The organism is Klebsiella huaxiensis, from assembly GCF_003261575.2.
GTDB lineage: Bacteria > Pseudomonadota > Gammaproteobacteria > Enterobacterales > Enterobacteriaceae > Klebsiella > Klebsiella huaxiensis.
In genome coordinates this window covers 4,923,157-4,940,405 of record NZ_CP036175.1, presented here as the reverse complement: position 1 = coordinate 4,940,405, position 17,249 = coordinate 4,923,157, and the positions used below count along the sequence as shown (strand labels likewise).

Here is a 17,249-nt window from a genome sequence, read left to right as displayed (position 1 = left end):
CGGGAGGCGGTTTTCGTTTAGTGGGTGAAGGTAAGATGAAACAATCTGGCGGTCAGTTTCTCCGGTAGTGAAATCATCAGTTCATGTTTGTTGAATTCAGGTAGACAGAGCGCTTTGGCAAAGCGCGGGTATACGCAGCTGGCTTGTGAGATGTCATCAAGCGGCAGCATGATTGAGCCCTGTTCACTTTCCATTCGCCACACCGCCAGCCAGGCTTCATCTTCGTTGCGCAGGCCGAATGCCAGCCATGGGGAAGCGAAAGAGGGCATTCCTAGCGGCCAAAAAGGCTCCAGGTGGGGGATCTGCTGGCGAAACGATTTATACAGTGCGATCCCTTCCTGAACCAATGTGAAACGCTCTTCGCTCAGTTCCGCCAGATGCCCGCTTTGATGAACCCGCAGCAGCATGCTGTTAACCATGTTCATCACCACTTCTTCACGATCGCCTTCACGTAAGGGATAAGACCAAATGGCGGCCTGTTCAGGCGTGACCGCCGAGGCTGCCGCGGCGGCGATAGATGCCATTAAGCGGTAATCAGTCTGATCGGTTACGGATTGAATGCTGTGCTGCTGCAAAAGCGCGTAATCCATGCGCAATCCGCCGCTGCCGCAGTTTTCAATCACCAATTGCGGGTAGCGATCCATGGTGTTTTTCAGCCAGCTAAGATAAGCCCTATTGTGCTGTAGCAATCCGTCGCCGGGGCTATCGGCGGCGTAGTCGGTCCCGCTGCCCGCATTGATGTTGTAATCCATTTTGATATAGCTGACGCCATACTCTTCGACCAGGCGGGAAATAACCCGGTCGGCATGCTCCAGCACTAAAGGATGGCGGAAATCCAGCTGATAGCGCTGGTGGTCAATGACCCTTTTGCCGTGGCGCAGGAAAAAACACGCGTCAGGTAAGGATTGCGCCAGCGGACAGGCAATTCCCATCACTTCCAGTTCCAGCCACAACCCTGATTTCATACCTTTGGCAGTAATATAATCGAGCGGTTCGCGGATCCCTCCCGGGAAGCGCGTTGGTGCGGGGAGCCATTCGCCGACACCATCCCACCATTCACCGTCAGAGTACCAGCCGCAGTCGATACAAAAGTATTCACATCCCGCCTTCGCGGCGGCGTCAATCAACGGCAGCAGCTTCGCGGTGGTCGGATCGCCGGATAAACAGTTCATATAGTCATTGAATATCACCGGGAGCCGCTGGTTATCCGACGACGGGCGCACTATTTTTCGCCGATAACGAGTGATTTCCTGTAGCGCTTCTTGTAATCCCCCCCGGACCAGCGCAACGGCGACCGGCACAGAAGTGAAAGTTTCCCCCGGCGAGAGATTTTTCCACCAGTGGCTTTCGTTCTCGGTTGGTCCGCTGACCTGCAAGTAGAGTCGATCGCGGAAGTCGCCGATTTCCCACTGCCATGAGCCGCTATGTTCAATCTGCCACAGTAGCGTGGTGCCTGCGGATGTATCCTCAAAAGCGGCGCAGGGTAAATAACCGATGCTGGACCAGGTGCCGGCGTTTTCTATCGAGAGACGATCGAGCGAAAAATGGTTTACCTTATCCAACCCGAGTTCCGGAAGCGTGCGGCTTTTCCATTGAGCTTCGCCATACCAGTTATTGTGCGGTAAGTGCAGAAGCGTGGTTTTTTCCCACGGCTTGCTGTCAATGGCAAACAGCGTTAAGGAGCTGACATATTCCAGGCCGATGTGTTCCGGGGAGTCATTGCGTACATCGCTCCAGACTTGCATTGAGTGCGTGTCACGAAAATGCTGAAGATGCCAGCAGACGCCGATCGCTTCACCGCTAAGGCTGATTTCAAGCTTCTTGCCCAGCTTATTTTCGCTAAAACGATGGGACTGGTAGCGTAACGATGAACCCGGCTCGCTACCGGTATGCTTCCGGGCATGGTGATCGTTTTGGTTGTAGCCGCTGGCATGTACCTGTACCAGCGGAAACTCCCCGTGCGCCGCAGAATCCGTGGTTGTTGAAAACCGGCTAATATAAATTTGCTGTTTTTCATTAAGCGAAAAAGAAATATGCAAATTATCTTCAGTAAATTCTATAAAACTCATGTCCGATACTCCCTTTTATCATCGGCCAATGTTGCGTAATTTTTTTCCTGCCATTAGATTCTGTTCGATTTTTTCTAGTGAAATGTTTTTTGTTTCAGGAACAAAGAAATAAATAATGATAATGGCTGTAAGGTTTAATAAAGCATATAAGTAGAACGTATGAGCGCTACCTAATGTATTGAGTAGTGACAGGAAGGTCGCACTGACAATCATCCCGGCGATATGGCAAGTAAACGTGGAACAGGTAATACCAAATTCGCGCCCTTTTAATGGCTGAATTTCGGAGCACAATAACCAGATTAGCGGGCCTGCTGACATAGAAAAACCGATGATAAACAGCAGTAGCATCGCCACGGTGATGCCTTTTTCCATCATCGATAACGCATCACCACCCAGTAGTGAGCCTACCACGCTCATCGCAATACCCATGGTGATAAAACCAATATATAGCATAGGTTTACGTCCCCAACGGTCGACAAAGCCGACGGCGATAAAGGTAGCGACAGTCATCACCAGGCCAACAATTACCGTTCCCCACATTTGGTCTGCCGTGGAGCTAAAGCCAATTTCGTGGAAGATGCGTGGCGCGTAGTACATCATCACATTGACGCCGGAGAACTGCTGCATAATTTGCAGGACAATCCCTAATCCGACGCTACGGCGAAAGTGTTTATTTTCTTTAAATAAATGCCAGCCATGTTGTTTAACTTTAAGCTGTTCTTTAATTTCCTGGAGCTCGCTTTCAACCTCTTCGCGGCTGTTGCGCAGGCACAGCAATACGGCTCTGGCATCCTCTTCTCTGCCATGCATCATCAGCCAGCGTGGGCTGCGAGGCAGGAACAAAGCGCCAAAAAGGAAAATCAGTGATGGAATGGCCACAACCAACAGCATTCCACGCCAGTTGCCGCTATAGCTAAACGCGGTATTGGTCAGAAAGACTATTAAAATTCCGAGAGCAATCATTAGCTGATAAGCGGAAATCATCGCGCCGCGGATATTTTTTGGCGTAATTTCAGAAAGATATAGAGGCGTTGCGTAAGATGCGACGCCGAGTCCTACGCCGAGAATCAGGCGCCCGATGATTAACATATCCGCGCTGACGGCGCAGGTGCAAATAATAGCACCGATACAGAATGAGCCAGCGGCAATTAACAGGGCATATTTACGTCCTAATCGATAAGCCAGAAAACCGCTGCACAGAGTCGCTGCTGCTGCACCGACCATCATTGAACTGACGATCCATTCTTGTTGATTATCAAGCAGATGATATTCTTTGGCGATAAGCGGGAGCGCGCCGGAGATGACGCCAATATCCAGGCCGAATAACAAACCGGCGAGGGCCGCCAGCAGACAAATCCAGATCACCTGCGGCCGTGTTTTATTGACGGATGTTGCAACAGGAAGCGGGTTATCTAATTGCATAGGGGTTACCTTTGTTAGTTTTGTTTATACCCGTCATACTTCAAGCCGCATCTTTGTTGGCTGCCTGCGCTTACCCCGGTCACGTACTATTTGTACGTTCCCAGGGATGCGCTTAGTTGCCGCCGTGATGCAACTCGAATTATTTAGGCTATAGAGATATCTAATAAAAATACTTAATCGATTTCGTATTTTTTATGCTAGATCTGAAAAATATCTCTGGCAATGGTGTTGTCTGCGTAAATGTGATCTCTGCAACATTATGATGTCGTGTTAAAACGCTTTTTTATTGTCATCGGAAAATTAATGGTTTAGATTGGCAAGAATATCCTTGTCTGAAGCAATTTAGTCCATAAAGAAAAATGAATATTAAAGAACTGGCTGAGTTTCTGAATCTTTCGACAGCGACGGTTTCGAAAGCGTTGAATAACAAAAGCGATATCAGTAGTCATACGCGTAAAAAGGTCCTTGAGGCGGCGGAAAAACTGGGGTATCGGCCAAACGCTTCCGCTCGCTATCTGCGTAGCGGTAAAGTTGGTGTTGTAGCGTTGCTGCTGCCTGCCGCAGATGGTGGAAATATTCATACCGCATCCTTCTTTATGCGTATTGCCAGAGGATTGCAATCCAGTCTTAAAGAGAGCGGTATTGACCCGGTTATCCACATCACCACGGACCGGCAGGGCGAGCACCTGCTGTTGAAAAAAATAATTGAGCAAAACCGTGCTGATGCGGTCATCCTGACAGATACGCGTATTGATGATGATCGTATTTTGCTGCTGAACGATCTGCGGTTTCCTTTCGTCACGATGGGACAAAGCCGGGTGCTGAACGGTCATTTTAATTGGGTTGATTTTCATCATGAAGAAATGGGGCGTCAGTGCGTCCGCTATGCAATGCACCAGGGGGCAAAGCGTATTGCTGTTGCGACGCTAGGCGCTGACAGCATGCACGGGAAGCAGTTTCTTGATGGGTGCTTACAGGAGTTACATCTGCAGGGTCAACAGCTGGACGATGGGCTGATCTTTTTTGGCGCGGTGACCGAGCAGTCTGGTGAAGAGGCTGCCAGACAGTTTATGCATCAGGCTGAAAAACCGGATTTTATTATCTTTATCAATGATTTTCTTCTGATGGGGGCCAGTCATTATCTGGCGGCATTGCCTGATTGTGGACTGACGGAGAAATCAATGCTGTGCGCTGCAGCGAGCAGTGATTTCTCGGGCAAGCTGTCATCGACAACCTGCATGTTTACCGTCGATCATGAAGAGATCGGCCGTCAGCTTGGCGAGGCGGTGCTGCGGGTGACTGAGGGAAATAAAGAAGCAAGGGCGGTTTTGTTAGACCTGCAGGTTAATATTTGATAAACGGAGCTTCCCTGCTCCGTCAGAGATTTATACCGTCGGAATATTTCTGGCGTAGTGAATTTCGCGCATCTCTTTCCAAAGCTGGTCGGTAATGACCTTGCGCTCCTCTTCTGTTAAATCTTCAGGTTTAGTGTGGAACATATAGTGTTTAAGGTCGAATTCCTTAAGCAACATCTTGGTGTGGAAGATATTTTCCTGATAAACGTTCACGTCCACCATGTCATACAGGGACTTAATATCGTCAGACATGAAGTTCTGAATGGAGTTGATTTCATGATCGATGAAATGCTTCATGCCGTTCACATCGCGGGTAAAACCACGAACCCGATAATCGATGGTGACGATGTCTGATTCAAGCTGATGAATCAGATAATTCAGGGCCTTTAGCGGCGAGATGACCCCGCAGGTTGAGACTTCAATATCGGCACGGAAGGTACACAATCCACCTTCAGGGTGGCTTTCCGGGTAGGTATGAACGCAAATATGGCTTTTATCGAGGTGCGCGACAACGGTTTCCGGCAGCGGGCCCGGGTGTTCGGTTTGATCGATAAGCTGCGGATCAATCGGCTCTTCGCTGACCAGTATCGTTACGCTAGCGCCCTGAGGCTCATAATCCTGACGCGCGATGTTAAGAATATTTGCGCCAATAATGGAACAGGTCTCTGACAAAATTTCAGTCAGACGGTTGGCATTATAGAGTTCGTCGATATAGGCGATGTAACCATCACGCTCCTCTGCCGTTTTCGCGTAGCAGATATCATAAATGCAAAAACTCAGGCTCTTGGTCAGGTTGTTAAAGCCGTGCAGCTTCAATTTTTTCAATTTAGATCACCCCCTTACTTAACGGTGGACAGCGTATCCTGTAGATATTGCGGTAAAGCAAATGCCGCTGCATGAATTGCCGGATTGTAATAGCGGCACTTCAGATTCAATTTATGAAAGCGCGCCTGGATGATTTCACTGGAAAGGTGGCGCAGGGCTTCGTTATCCGTGGCCCATGCGAAGGTCATAATGCCGCCGTAATAGGTTGGAATCGCCGCCTGGTAGAAGCTCACATCGCTAAAGTAATGGCTCAGCTTGCGGTGGCTACCGATAGCTTCATCTTGCTGTAAGAAGCAGACACCGTTCTGAGCAACGAAGATCCCATCAGGGTTCAGACAGCGCTTACAGCCTTCATAAAATGCGGAGGTGAATAAGCTTTCACCAGGACCAATAGGATCGGTGCAATCGGAGATAATAACGTCAAACGTTTGCGTCGTCTGATTAACAAAATTGACGCCATCATCAATAACCAGTTTAAAACGCGGGTCGTCATATGCACCTGCGTTGTGGTTAGGGAGATATTGACGACAGAATGAAACGACTCCAGCATCGATTTCCACCATGGTGATGGTTTTGATATTGCGATGGCGGGAGACCTCACGCAGCATAGCGCCGTCGCCGCCGCCTATAATCAGCACATGTTCCGCCTGACCGTGGGCCATTAGAGGAACATGGGTCATCATTTCATGATAGATAAATTCATCGCGTTCGGTGGTTTGCACCACGCCATCCAGTGCCATCACGCGGCCAAAGGCGGCGTTTTCGAAAATGATCAAATCCTGATGATTGGTTTTCTCATGATACAGCACGTTATTAACGCTGAAATATTGACCAAAATGGTCGTGCAACGTTTCATGCCACAGATTGTCATCGGCCACAGGCAGATCCTCCTTTGTTAACATCTGTTACACCCATAAAAAATGAGCGCAACATCATAGCCAACTATACATGAGGATGCACGATGGATGTTTAGCGGATGAAGTATGGCGTATGTTGTCGTTCAAAAAATGGGGGAAACGCCTCCTTTAACAGGAGGCGTTAGGATCAGGGTTTTTTAGCCTGGGGTTCCGCCGCAGTAGCATCAACGATTCTGACCGAATAAATCATAGTCGCTCCCGGTGGGATTTTGGGTGGTCTGCCTTCACTACCGTAAGCCAGGTCTGGAGGTATCACTACCGTAATAGAACCATGATTTCCCAGGCGCTTTATTGGCCCGAAGAATATGGGGGGATAGGATTTTAGCGTCTGGGACCAGACTTTGCCTTCTGCTTCCATGTCGTTAATGACGGTTCCGTCGGTAAGCGTTTCCTTGATGGTTACGGTAACGATATCGCTATCCAGGATCTTACCTTCGCCGGCATAATCGATACGACTGTAAACACCGTCTTTAAACACCACGCCTTTTTGTTTCGCGAACTTTTGTTGATATTTTTTTCCTTCACTAACCATCTGCTTTTCAACTTTATTGAGGCGCTGAAAGACCTCTTTGGAGACATCGAACAGAGCCTTGTTGCGCACTTTTTCATCTAGGAGGATGTTCCCTGAAAAAGAGTCCAGGATGCCCTGCAGAACGGTATCTTTATTGATGCTGATGCCCTGAGAACTGCGGGTGGACAAGACTTTTAGCGCTTCCTCGCCCATCGACACGCCGACAGAGTAAGCCTGCTGCTGGGGCTCTTTTGCCAGATCGATATCCGTGTGTTTGTTGACGGTTTTGGTCTCCGCCGTAGAGAGTTTGGCTTTAAGCTGTTTAATCTCTTCAGCGTTGGCCAGCAGCTGGGCTTTGTCGCTCTCTGCCTTCTGGCGAACGGCATCTGCCTGAAGCGCTGACTGCTCTTTATTGATGCTATAAAAATCGAGTTTTGCCGTGAGCGCCTTTTGTGTAACTTCCGCCGCCGCCAGTTGTACAGACAGAGCTTGTTTTTCGGATAAAGAAGCGGTGAGTTTTGCTTCCAGTGCTTTCTGAGCTTCTTCAGACGCACTCAGCTTAGTTTGCAGCGTCTGCTGCGTGGTATCTGCCGCGGTGAGTTTTGCTTCCAGCGCTTTCTGAGCTTCTTCAGACGCGCTCAGCTTAGTTTGCAGCGTCTGTTGCGTGGTATCTGCCGCGGTGAGTTTTGCTTCCAGCGCTTTCTGAGCTTCTTCAGACGCGCTCAGCTTAGTTTGCAGCGTCTGCTGCGTGGTATCTGCCGCGGTGAGTTTTGCTTCCAGCGCTTTCTGAGCTTCTTCAGACGCGTTCAGCTTAGTTTGCAGCGCCTGCTGCGTGGTATCTGCCGCGGTGAGTTTTGCTAGCAGTGATTTCTGAGTTTCTTCAGACGCGTTCAGCCTGGTTTGCAGCGTCTGCTGTGCGGCTGCGAGCTTTGTTGTAGACGTTTGTTTTTCCGGAACAGAGGTTGCTAATTTCTCTGCAAGCGCTTGCTTTTCTTTCTCTTCAGCCGCGAGTTTTTTTATTAGCGTTTCTTTTTCGCTGCTTACCTGAGCCAGCTGTAGTTCGAGTTTTTGTTTTGCTGATTCTACGGATTCCAGTTTATTTTCTTGTTGCTGAATTTTATTTGCCGTGGCATTAAGCTGTCCTGAGCTCTTTTTTATCTCCGCAACTGCGGAAAGCTCTTTGTTTATTAATTGTTGTTTTTCTGCTAAAGCAACGGCTAATTTCTTTTCAAGCTGCTCAATTTTTTCTGTTAACTCCTTTTGGTTGTCGGAAGCGACTTCGGTCGTCGCGGGTCTCGCTGCGAGTTGCTGCTGAAGTTGACGAATTGTTTTGTCTTTTTGAGCAATTATTGCAGCCTGACGGGAGGCTTCGCTGCTTTTATTGCTAATTTTGTTATCCGTTTTCCTGGTGATATTATTTTTTTGTTCAACGGGTTTCACAGGCTCACTACTTTTCTGAGCCTGCTGCTCTTTGGCGAAGTGTAAAAATGCAGGGCCTGAATCGTCACTATTAGAACCCGCCGTGACGTTTATCAGCGCATCTTTATCCGCACAGACACCCGGTGATGGCGATAGCGCCAGCACAAACGCTGCTGCTAGCGATATCGAATTGATGTTTATGAATGTTTTTCCGTTCATAGCTGAACATTTTCACCACGTTTAACAAGGCTATCTATCAGCTCTTTTTCAATATCCGCACAGAGCTTGATTGATTTAAACTGATACATTGAATCGATGCCCTGTTTAGTGGGTTCGGCAACTTTACTGCGCACAGAGTTATATTGCGTCGCGGCGCTAAGCAGGGCGGTAAAATCGTTGCTTAGTTTGGCTGCCTGCTTGGGATTAACCTCTTTCAGAGAGTCCAGAGCTTTACGACAAGTTTCAATACGAGCTTGCTCCTCGGCGAGCCGCTGCTGTTCAGTTTGTTGGCTTAATGTCGTTTCAGGTAATGGTTTCACTAACCTGGTGGATTGTCGGGATGACGTTGAATTACAACCAACCAATAAAATAACGGCCAGAGGTGCTATGCGTGTAAATAAGGATATGTTCAAGGCTTCATTCCATTGATAAAAAGAGTTGTTATCGAGCGATAATAGTGTGCAAAAAATGAGATTGCAATAATGGTATTCTCATTTTTTAAATGCATTGTTTTATTAATTAGCTAAACACGTAATGAATAATCAATGAAGTTTTTGAATTGAGATATGAAATAAAGCGTGTTGTTAAATGAGTGCTATTATGAATAAACGCAATAGCCGGGTTTAAACGGCTATTGACTTTAAAATACAATGATGCTCATTTCACATAAGCCAGCAGGCTAAGCGAGTCTCGCGCCAGTGCTTTGCATTTTTTGGTCGTTGGGATTTTGATTCCGCTGAGGTCACGATAGCTATCTTCGCCCAGTGCCTTCATATTGAAGCTGTCGTAATTGCTTAAATCCCATTGATTCTGCTGAGCAAAGAAGACCAGAGCACGGCGTATTTGCGTGTTAGGTAAATTTTGATAGCCGCAGTCGTTCTTCAGAAAGACAAATACTGCCGTTAAATCAGCCATATCTTCCGCTTCTGACTCGCTTAATGCATAGCTGTTAGCGGATAGAGCAAGCAGGCTGCCGAGCACTATTGTTCTGAAAAGCGTCTTCATTTTCTCTACCATTGAATCACGGACGAACAACGTTAGCATACTTCTTTACACTACGCCGAGCTTTATTCTTACTCTTCTGCTTGACCTTCCCGTTGGTGGAAGGTTTAAGCTTAAATATTCGCCAGCAGAATAAAAGGATGTGAAAATGCAACGTCGTGAATTTCTCAAATTAACTGCAGCGGCTGGTATCGCCAGCGCATTGCCGCTTTGGAGCCGCTCGGTTTTTGCTGCTGGTCGCCCGGCATTACCCATACCGGAACTGCTGACTGCTGATGCACGCAATCGCATCACATTAACCATTCAGGCTGGCAGAACGCAATTTGGCTCTCACCTTGCCACTACATGGGGGTATAACGGTAGTTTGCTGGGACCAGCGCTGCAGCTAAAACAAGGAGAAATGGCGACGATTGATATTCATAACCGCCTGGCTGAGGTAACAACGGTGCACTGGCATGGACTGGAAGTGCCTGGAGAAGTGGACGGTGGCCCGCAGGGCGTGATTGCCGCAGGTGGCTCCCGAACGGTCAGTTTTACTCCGACGCAGCGAGCGGCAACCTGCTGGTTTCACCCACATCAGCATGGTAAAACCGGCCTACAGGTGGCTATGGGGTTGGCAGGCCTGGTGCTGATATCTGATGCAGAAAGCGAAAAGTTGCTTCTGCCAAAGCAGTGGGGGATCGATGATGTACCGGTGATTGTGCAGGATAAAAAATTCACTTCAGCCGGTGAGATTGATTATCAGCTCGATATTATGAGCGCAGCCGTTGGCTGGTTTGGTGACACGCTGCTGACCAATGGGGCACTTTATCCTGAACATGCCGCACCCCGCGGCTGGTTGCGTCTGCGTTTGCTTAACGGCTGTAATGCCCGCTCTGTGAATTTCTCAACCAGTGATAAGAGACCGATGTATGTAGTGGCAAGCGATGGCGGTCTACTGGCTGAGCCAGTGAAAGTGAGTGAGCTGCCAGTACTCATGGGGGAGCGTTTTGAAGTCCTGGTGGATACGACGGATGGTAACCCCTTTGATCTGATAACGCTGCCGGTGAATCAGATGGGAATGGCCATTACCCCGTTCGATAAGCCGCAGCCGGTATTGCGCGTTCAACCACTGACGATTCAGGCTTCCGGCAAGCTGCCAGATGTTCTGGCTGCGATGCCAGCTCTGCCCTCTTTACAAGGGCTAACTCAGCGTACGCTGCAGCTCTCTATGGATCCGATGCTTGATATGATGGGCATGCAGGCGTTGATGCAAAAATATGGTGACCAGGCGATGTCCGGAATGGACCATAGCATGATGATGAATCATGGAGAGATGGGGAATATGAACCACGGTGACATGAGCCATATGAATCATGGCGGCAAGGCGCAAATGGAGCATCGTGATAAAGGCTTTGATTTCCATAATGCTAACCGGATTAACGGAAAAGCATTTGATATGAATGTTCCCATGTTTGCTGCGACAAAAGGGCAATATGAGCGGTGGGTGATTTCTGGTAAAGGTGACATGATGCTTCACCCGTTTCACATCCATGGCACTCAATTCCGAATCTTATCAGAAAACGGTAAAGCACCGGCTGCGCACCGTAGCGGCTGGAAAGATACCGTACGGGTAGAGGGTGATGTCAGTGAAGTGCTGGTGAAATTTGATCACGATGCGCCAAAAGAGTTTGCCTATATGGCCCATTGTCACCTGCTGGAGCATGAAGATACGGGAATGATGCTTGGGTTTACGGTGTAGATGTTATTCCTGAAGCACCTTAATGATCAGGTCAAAGAGCTTGATTTGAATCATAAAGAAAAGGCCCGATTTCCGGGCCTTCTGTTTTTACTTCGCGTCGTCAGGTAAAGCGTAAGCGACAATATAGTCGCCCATCTTCGTGCCAAACGAACCATGACCACCGGCAGAGATGACAACGTACTGCTTGCCATTCACTGCATAGGTCATTGGCGTTGCCTGCCCGCCTGCAGGCAGACGTGCTTGCCATAATTTCTCGCCATTGCTCATATTGTACGCGCGCAGATAGTTATCCGCGGTCGCGCCAATAAACAGTACGTTACCGGCTGTTGAAATGGGGCCCCCTAGCATTGGCATACCCATATTGAACGGCAGTTTCACGGGCATTGGGAACGGCAGGCTATCCTGTGGTGTACCGATACGTTTTTTCCACACCACTTCGTTGGTTTTCAGATCCAGTGCGGAGATATAGCCCCAGGCAGGCTGTTTACACGGCAGGCCGAACGGTGACAGGAATGCATTCAGGGTTACGCCATACGGGACGCCGTACTGCGGTTGGATCCCTGACTCGGTACCGGAACTTTTCGCATCTTTCGGCGGTTCCATCGGGTTACCGGGACCGCGTGGGATCAGTTTTGATACAAACGGCAGTGCCATTGGGTTAGCAATCGCGACCTGGCGGTTTGGATCGACGGAGATACCGCCCCATTCGAACATACCCAGGTTACCCGGGAATACCAAAGTCCCTTGTTCCGATGGTGGAGTGAAGATGCCTTCATAGCGCAGTTGATGAAAGATAACGCGACACACCAACTGGTCAAACATAGTGGCGCCCCACATATCCGCGCCGGTCAGGTCTTTCTTCGGACGGAAACTCAGATCGGAGAACGGCTGAGTTTTCGAAACATAGTCGCCTTTAGCCGCCCCTTGCGGAACCGGTTTTTCCGGTGCCGGGACAACCAGTTCGCCGTTGCGGCGGTCGAGGACAAAAATGTTGCCGGTTTTCGCCGGAGCGTAAATGACCGGAACGGTTTTGCCGTTCACGTCGATATCCGCCAGTGTCGGCTGCGACGGCATATCCATATCCCACAGGTCGTGGTGAACGGTCTGATAACTCCACGCCAGTTTTCCGGTAGTGGCATTCAGCGCTACGATGGAACTGGCAAAGCGTTCCTGCTCTGGCGTACGATTACCACCCCAGATATCCGGCGTGGTCACGCCCATCGGCAGGTAGACCAGATCCAGCTTCGCGTCATAGGCCGCAGGTGCCCAGGAGTTAGGTGAATTCAGTGTGAAATGATGTTCATCATCCGGGATAGCATTCGGGTCTTTCGCGCCCGGATCGAATGCCCACAGCAGTTTGCCGGTATTCACATCAAAGCCGCGAATGACGCCTGACGGCTCGCGGGTTGAGAAGTTATCGGTTACAGCACCTGCGATAACAATGGTTTTATCCGTGATGATCGGCGGTGAAGTCGGTTCATACATGCCTGGCGTGGTGACTGGCATATTGGTTTGCAGGTTGAGAATGCCTTTATTAGCAAAGGACTCACATAGCTTACCGTTGTCGGCGTTGATGGCGAACAGGCGACCATCGTTGACAGGCAAAATGATACGGCGTGGGCAATCTGCAACCACATCCGCCGGGGCATTATCTGCTCTGGCTTCATGATATGAAACGCCGCGGCAGGTCACATGCTGGAAAGATGGGTCTGAGTTAAGCTGCGGATCGAAGTGCCACTTCTCTTTACCGGTAGCTGCATCAAGGGCGAACAGACGCTGGTGGGCAGTACACAGATAGAGCGTGTCGCCAACTTTAATCGGCGTGACTTCATTGGTTATCTCACCCGGATCGTTAGGCTGCTTGAGGTCCCCGGTACGGAACACCCAGGCTTCTTTCAGGTTCTTCACGTTGTCCGCGTTGATCTGCTTCAGCGGTGAGTAACGCTGGCCTTCCTGATTACGGCCATACGCCGACCAGTCACCATCGGCAACCTCGGAAATTGGCGCTGCTGGCGTTGAGTCAGCGCTCAGCGTGCCGTTGACTTCCTGCGGGTCGTTGAAGCCAGCCCAGGTCAGAATGCCGCCGCTAATGAGCAGCGCGACAACCAGTCCTGCAACCGCCCCGGCGGATGGAACCGGCAGGCGACGCCAGACAAACGGTAGGATAAGCCAAATGCCGAAGAAGACCAGGATGTCGCTACGTGGCGTCAGCGCCCAGAAATCGAAGCCAACTTCCCAGACTCCCCAGATCATGGTGGCGAGCAGCAGCGCAGCATATAGCCAAAGTGCAGAACGCTTACCGCGGAATAACATGACGGTAATGCCAAGCATCACCAGACCTGCGATAGGGTAGTACCATGAGCCGCCGAGAACGACCAGCCAGGCTCCACCGACTAAAAGATAGAGGCCGCAGAACGCTGCAAAAAGCGCTGTCAGCGTCACGAGTAGCCGTGATTGTTGAGATTTTGTTTCTGCCATAGAAAGATACTCATTTGTTTGTTAATTTTTTGACTGCACTTAATTATAGGATTTAACAAGTGTGATCGGAATCACAAAATGGGCTTTATTAATCACTGCACCGTAGATTTCTTTTTGCTGGTATACTGAGTGGCTTGCCGGTCAACGTCGATGCAATCGCAGCGGCTTTGATGATTTACTCTAAGAATCAAGTGGTTAGTTTTATGAAACATACTGTAGAAGTGATGATCCCGGAAACCGAGATCAAAGCCCGCATTGCCGAACTAGGTCGTCAAATCAACGAACACTACAAAGATAGCGGCAGCGAAATGGTGCTGGTAGGTCTATTACGTGGTTCATTTATGTTTATGGCCGACCTGTGCCGTGAGGTTCAGGTACCGCATGAGGTTGATTTCATGACCGCCTCCAGTTACGGCAGCGGCATGTCCACCACCCGTGATGTCAAAATCCTTAAAGACCTTGATGAAGATATTCGCGGTAAAGATGTGCTGATCGTGGAAGACATCATCGACTCCGGCAATACGCTGTCTAAAGTGCGTGAAATTCTCAGGCTGCGCGAGCCAAAATCACTGGCAATCTGTACTTTGCTGGATAAGCCAAGTCGTCGTGAAGTCGATGTCCCGGTTGAGTTTGTTGGTTTTGCCATTCCGGATGAATTCGTGGTGGGTTACGGCATTGACTACGCCCAGCGCTATCGCCATCTGCCGTATGTTGGCAAAGTGACTTTGCTGGATGAGTAAGATGTAATGCGATATCCCGGCGAGCGCGGTAGCCTTTCCGGGATATTAAATGAGGTGCGTTATTATTACTTGTGGTTGGCGTGCTTGCTCTTTAAGTTGGAGATTCCCTGGCGATAGCGCTGTTCCAGCGTTTCGCGGCTGACGGCGGTCACATCAAGATCGCGCAGCATACCGTCGTGAATACCGTAGGCCCAGCCGTGAATGTTCACTTTCTGTCCGCGCTTCCATGCCGACTGCATGATAGTGGAATGGCCAAGGTTGTAGACCTGCTCCATCACGTTCAATTCACACAGGGTATCGAGGCGACGCTCTTCCGGCATTTCTCCTAGCAGCGAGCTGTGCTTAAACCAGATATCACGAATATGCAGCAGCCAGTTATCGATAAGGCCGAGCTCGGTATTTTCAATCGCTGACTGCACGCCGCCGCAGCCGTAGTGACCGCAAATGATAATATGCTCGACTTCCAGTACGTCAACGGCATACTGCACAACGGAAAGACAGTTCAGGTCGGTGTGAATCACCAGGTTGGCAACGTTACGGTGTACGAACAGTTCCCCTGGTTCCAGGCCAGTTAAACGTTCAGCGGGTACGCGGCTATCAGAGCATCCAATCCACAGAAAGCGCGGTTTCTGCGCCTGCGCCAGTTTCTCAAAAAAACCGGGGTCCTCCTCCACCAGCATTTTTGACCATAGTGCATTGTTGCTGATGAGTGTATCTATATCGTTCATGGATGTTTACGGGCCTGTAACCAAGTAAGTGCGTTGCGCTAATATAGGTTAACCTCACATTTTTTAAAACAACCCATCGCGTGTCACGACACGAGAAGAGACATTTAATGACCATTGCTCTGGAACTAAAACAGCTCAAGAAAACCTACCCCGGCGGGGTTCAGGCGCTGCGTGGAATCGATCTGCAGGTTGAAGCGGGCGACTTTTATGCGCTCCTCGGGCCAAATGGTGCGGGTAAATCGACCACTATTGGTATTATCAGTTCGCTGGTGAATAAAACCTCCGGCGAGGTCAACGTGTTTGGCTATGACCTGCAAAAAGATGTGGTGAATGCCAAGCGCCAGCTCGGCCTGGTGCCGCAGGAGTTCAACTTTAACCCGTTTGAGACCGTGCAGCAGATTGTGGTTAACCAGGCGGGCTACTACGGCGTTGAACGAAAAGAGGCGATTATCCGTAGTGAAAAGTATCTCAAACAGCTCGATCTTTGGGAAAAACGCAACGAACGCGCGCGGATGCTCTCCGGCGGCATGAAGCGCCGCCTGATGATTGCCCGCGCGCTGATGCATGAGCCGAAGCTGCTGATTCTTGATGAGCCAACGGCAGGGGTGGATATTGAACTGCGTCGTTCGATGTGGGGATTTCTGAAAGATTTAAACGATAAAGGCACCACGATTATCCTCACTACCCACTATCTGGAAGAGGCCGAAATGCTGTGCCGCAATATTGGCATTATTCAGAGCGGCGAGCTGGTGGAAAACACGTCGATGAAAGAGCTGCTTTCCAAGCTGAAATCAGAAACCTTTATTCTCGATCTGGCGCCTAAAAGCCCGCTACCGGTGCTGGAAGGTTACCAGTATCGTCTGGTCGATACATCAACGCTGGAGGTTGAAGTGCTGCGTGAGCAGGGTATTAACAGCGTATTTACGCAACTGAGTACGCAGGGAGTACAGGTTTTAAGTATGCGTAACAAAGCCAACCGTCTTGAAGAGCTTTTTGTCACGCTGGTCCATGACCGTAAAGGAGAATCGGCATGATGCAGCTTTATTGGGTCGCGCTGAAAAGCATCTGGACCAAAGAGATTCACCGTTTTATGCGTATCTGGATCCAGACTCTGGTGCCGCCGGTTATTACGATGACTCTCTACTTTGTGATTTTCGGCAATCTGATTGGCTCTCGTATCGGTGAAATGCACGGTTTTACCTATATGCAGTTTATCGTGCCGGGCCTGATCATGATGGCGGTGATCACTAACGCTTACGCCAACGTGGCTTCTTCTTTTTTCAGCGCGAAATTCCAGCGCAATATTGAAGAGCTGCTGGTAGCGCCGGTCCCCACGCATGTGGTCATTGCTGGCTATGTGGGCGGTGGCGTTGCGCGCGGTTTGTGCGTAGGCATTCTGGTAACGGCGATTTCGCTGTTTTTCGTCCCGTTTCAGGTCCACTCATGGGTATTTGTCGCTCTGACGCTGGTTCTCACCGCAGTGCTATTTTCGCTGGCTGGCCTGCTCAATGCGGTATTTGCTAAAACCTTTGACGATATCAGCCTGATCCCGACCTTTGTGCTAACGCCGTTGACCTATCTCGGCGGGGTTTTTTATTCCTTAACCCTGCTGCCGCCGTTTTGGCAAGGGCTGTCGCATTTGAACCCCATTGTTTACATGATCAGCGGGTTCCGCTACGGCTTCCTCGGTATTAACGATGTTCCGCTTGCAACCACCGTCGGTGTGCTGGTGGTGTTTATCGTCGCGTTTTATTTCTTATGCTGGTATTTGATTCAGCGCGGACGTGGCCTACGTAGCTAAGAGCGGACAAGGGCGACGGTGT

14 protein-coding genes and 1 pseudogene are annotated in these 17,249 nt (G+C 49.7%); 6 read left to right on the top strand and 9 right to left on the bottom strand.

Going from position 1 to position 17,249, the window contains the following annotated elements; genetic code table 11:
- Positions 1 to 17 precede the first annotated feature (17 nt).
- On the bottom strand, positions 18 to 2,069 hold the full coding sequence (locus DA718_RS23615; RefSeq protein ID WP_167492825.1) for a glycoside hydrolase family 36 protein: 2,052 nt from the start codon (positions 2,067 to 2,069) through the stop codon (positions 18 to 20).
- Positions 2,070 to 2,087: 18 nt separating this feature from the next.
- Complete coding sequence (locus DA718_RS23610; RefSeq protein ID WP_112215774.1) at positions 2,088 to 3,491, bottom strand: sugar porter family MFS transporter; 1,404 nt, start codon at positions 3,489 to 3,491, stop codon at positions 2,088 to 2,090.
- 359 nt (positions 3,492 to 3,850) lie between these two features.
- Between DA718_RS23610 and DA718_RS23605 the strand changes: the two genes are divergently transcribed.
- Complete coding sequence (locus DA718_RS23605; protein ID WP_112215775.1) at positions 3,851 to 4,846, top strand: LacI family DNA-binding transcriptional regulator; 996 nt, start codon at positions 3,851 to 3,853, stop codon at positions 4,844 to 4,846.
- A gap of 30 nt (positions 4,847 to 4,876) precedes the next feature.
- Here DA718_RS23605 and speD read toward each other — a convergent pair whose 3' ends face one another.
- The 5 genes from speD to DA718_RS23580 all read right to left on the bottom strand — a co-directional run bounded on the left by speD (position 4,877) and on the right by DA718_RS23580 (position 9,742).
- On the bottom strand, positions 4,877 to 5,671 hold the full coding sequence (gene speD, locus DA718_RS23600) for an adenosylmethionine decarboxylase (RefSeq protein ID WP_110272526.1): 795 nt from the start codon (positions 5,669 to 5,671) through the stop codon (positions 4,877 to 4,879).
- Positions 5,672 to 5,685: 14 nt separating this feature from the next.
- Entirely contained in the window at positions 5,686 to 6,549 is an 864-nt protein-coding gene (gene speE / locus DA718_RS23595) for a polyamine aminopropyltransferase (protein WP_112215776.1), read from the bottom strand.
- 166 nt (positions 6,550 to 6,715) lie between these two features.
- The gene (locus DA718_RS23590) at positions 6,716 to 8,737 is read right to left on the bottom strand and encodes an FKBP-type peptidyl-prolyl cis-trans isomerase N-terminal domain-containing protein (RefSeq protein WP_112215777.1); all 2,022 of its coding nucleotides are present in this window, start codon (positions 8,735 to 8,737) and stop codon (positions 6,716 to 6,718) included.
- Complete coding sequence (locus DA718_RS23585; protein ID WP_227015963.1) at positions 8,734 to 9,150, bottom strand: permease; 417 nt, start codon at positions 9,148 to 9,150, stop codon at positions 8,734 to 8,736. Before DA718_RS23585 ends, DA718_RS23590 begins: the two co-directional genes overlap by 4 nt.
- 244 nt (positions 9,151 to 9,394) lie before the next feature.
- Entirely contained in the window at positions 9,395 to 9,742 is a 348-nt protein-coding gene (locus DA718_RS23580) for a YacC family pilotin-like protein (RefSeq protein WP_015585138.1), read from the bottom strand.
- 145 nt (positions 9,743 to 9,887) lie between these two features.
- Here DA718_RS23580 and cueO point away from each other — a divergent pair, with 145 nt between their 5' ends.
- Positions 9,888 to 11,480 carry a multicopper oxidase CueO gene (cueO, locus tag DA718_RS23575; protein WP_112215779.1) on the top strand — a complete coding sequence of 531 codons (1,593 nt, stop codon included), beginning with the start codon at positions 9,888 to 9,890 and terminating at the stop codon, positions 11,478 to 11,480.
- Between the two features lie 87 nt (positions 11,481 to 11,567).
- Here the strand turns inward: cueO and DA718_RS23570 are convergent, their stop codons facing one another.
- A complete protein-coding gene (locus tag DA718_RS23570; protein ID WP_112215780.1) occupies positions 11,568 to 13,958 on the bottom strand; it encodes a glucose/quinate/shikimate family membrane-bound PQQ-dependent dehydrogenase in 2,391 nt (796 codons plus the stop codon).
- A gap of 70 nt (positions 13,959 to 14,028) precedes the next feature.
- On the opposite strand from DA718_RS23570, the pseudogene DA718_RS30525 reads away from it, so the two are divergent.
- Positions 14,029 to 14,142 (top strand): annotated as a pseudogene (locus DA718_RS30525) (hypothetical protein).
- Positions 14,143 to 14,161: 19 nt separating this feature from the next.
- Complete coding sequence (hpt, locus tag DA718_RS23565) at positions 14,162 to 14,698, top strand: hypoxanthine phosphoribosyltransferase (RefSeq protein WP_112215781.1); 537 nt, start codon at positions 14,162 to 14,164, stop codon at positions 14,696 to 14,698.
- Positions 14,699 to 14,763: 65 nt separating this feature from the next.
- Here the strand turns inward: hpt and can are convergent, their stop codons facing one another.
- A complete protein-coding gene (can, locus tag DA718_RS23560; protein WP_112215782.1) occupies positions 14,764 to 15,426 on the bottom strand; it encodes a carbonate dehydratase in 663 nt (220 codons plus the stop codon).
- 107 nt (positions 15,427 to 15,533) lie between these two features.
- Here can and DA718_RS23555 point away from each other — a divergent pair, with 107 nt between their 5' ends.
- Both DA718_RS23555 and DA718_RS23550 read left to right on the top strand, forming a co-directional pair.
- Entirely contained in the window at positions 15,534 to 16,460 is a 927-nt protein-coding gene (locus DA718_RS23555; protein ID WP_112215783.1) for an ABC transporter ATP-binding protein, read from the top strand.
- Positions 16,457 to 17,227, top strand: a complete 771-nt coding sequence (locus DA718_RS23550) for an ABC transporter permease (protein WP_112215784.1) — start codon at positions 16,457 to 16,459, stop codon at positions 17,225 to 17,227. Before DA718_RS23555 ends, DA718_RS23550 begins: the two co-directional genes overlap by 4 nt.
- Positions 17,228 to 17,249 lie beyond the last annotated feature (22 nt).

Coding starts and splice junctions, on each gene's coding strand:
- DA718_RS23605 (WP_112215775.1), top strand. CDS start 3,851: ATGAATATTAAAGAACTGGCTGAGTTTCTGAATCTTTCGACAGCGACG.
- DA718_RS23555 (WP_112215783.1), top strand. CDS start 15,534: ATGACCATTGCTCTGGAACTAAAACAGCTCAAGAAAACCTACCCCGGC.
- can (WP_112215782.1), bottom strand. CDS start 15,426: ATGAACGATATAGATACACTCATCAGCAACAATGCACTATGGTCAAAA.
- DA718_RS23615 (WP_167492825.1), bottom strand. CDS start 2,069: ATGAGTTTTATAGAATTTACTGAAGATAATTTGCATATTTCTTTTTCG.
- DA718_RS23570 (WP_112215780.1), bottom strand. CDS start 13,958: ATGGCAGAAACAAAATCTCAACAATCACGGCTACTCGTGACGCTGACA.
- DA718_RS23610 (WP_112215774.1), bottom strand. CDS start 3,491: ATGCAATTAGATAACCCGCTTCCTGTTGCAACATCCGTCAATAAAACA.
- cueO (WP_112215779.1), top strand. CDS start 9,888: ATGCAACGTCGTGAATTTCTCAAATTAACTGCAGCGGCTGGTATCGCC.
- DA718_RS23580 (WP_015585138.1), bottom strand. CDS start 9,742: ATGAAGACGCTTTTCAGAACAATAGTGCTCGGCAGCCTGCTTGCTCTA.
- DA718_RS23590 (WP_112215777.1), bottom strand. CDS start 8,737: ATGAACGGAAAAACATTCATAAACATCAATTCGATATCGCTAGCAGCA.
- hpt (WP_112215781.1), top strand. CDS start 14,162: ATGAAACATACTGTAGAAGTGATGATCCCGGAAACCGAGATCAAAGCC.
- DA718_RS23550 (WP_112215784.1), top strand. CDS start 16,457: ATGATGCAGCTTTATTGGGTCGCGCTGAAAAGCATCTGGACCAAAGAG.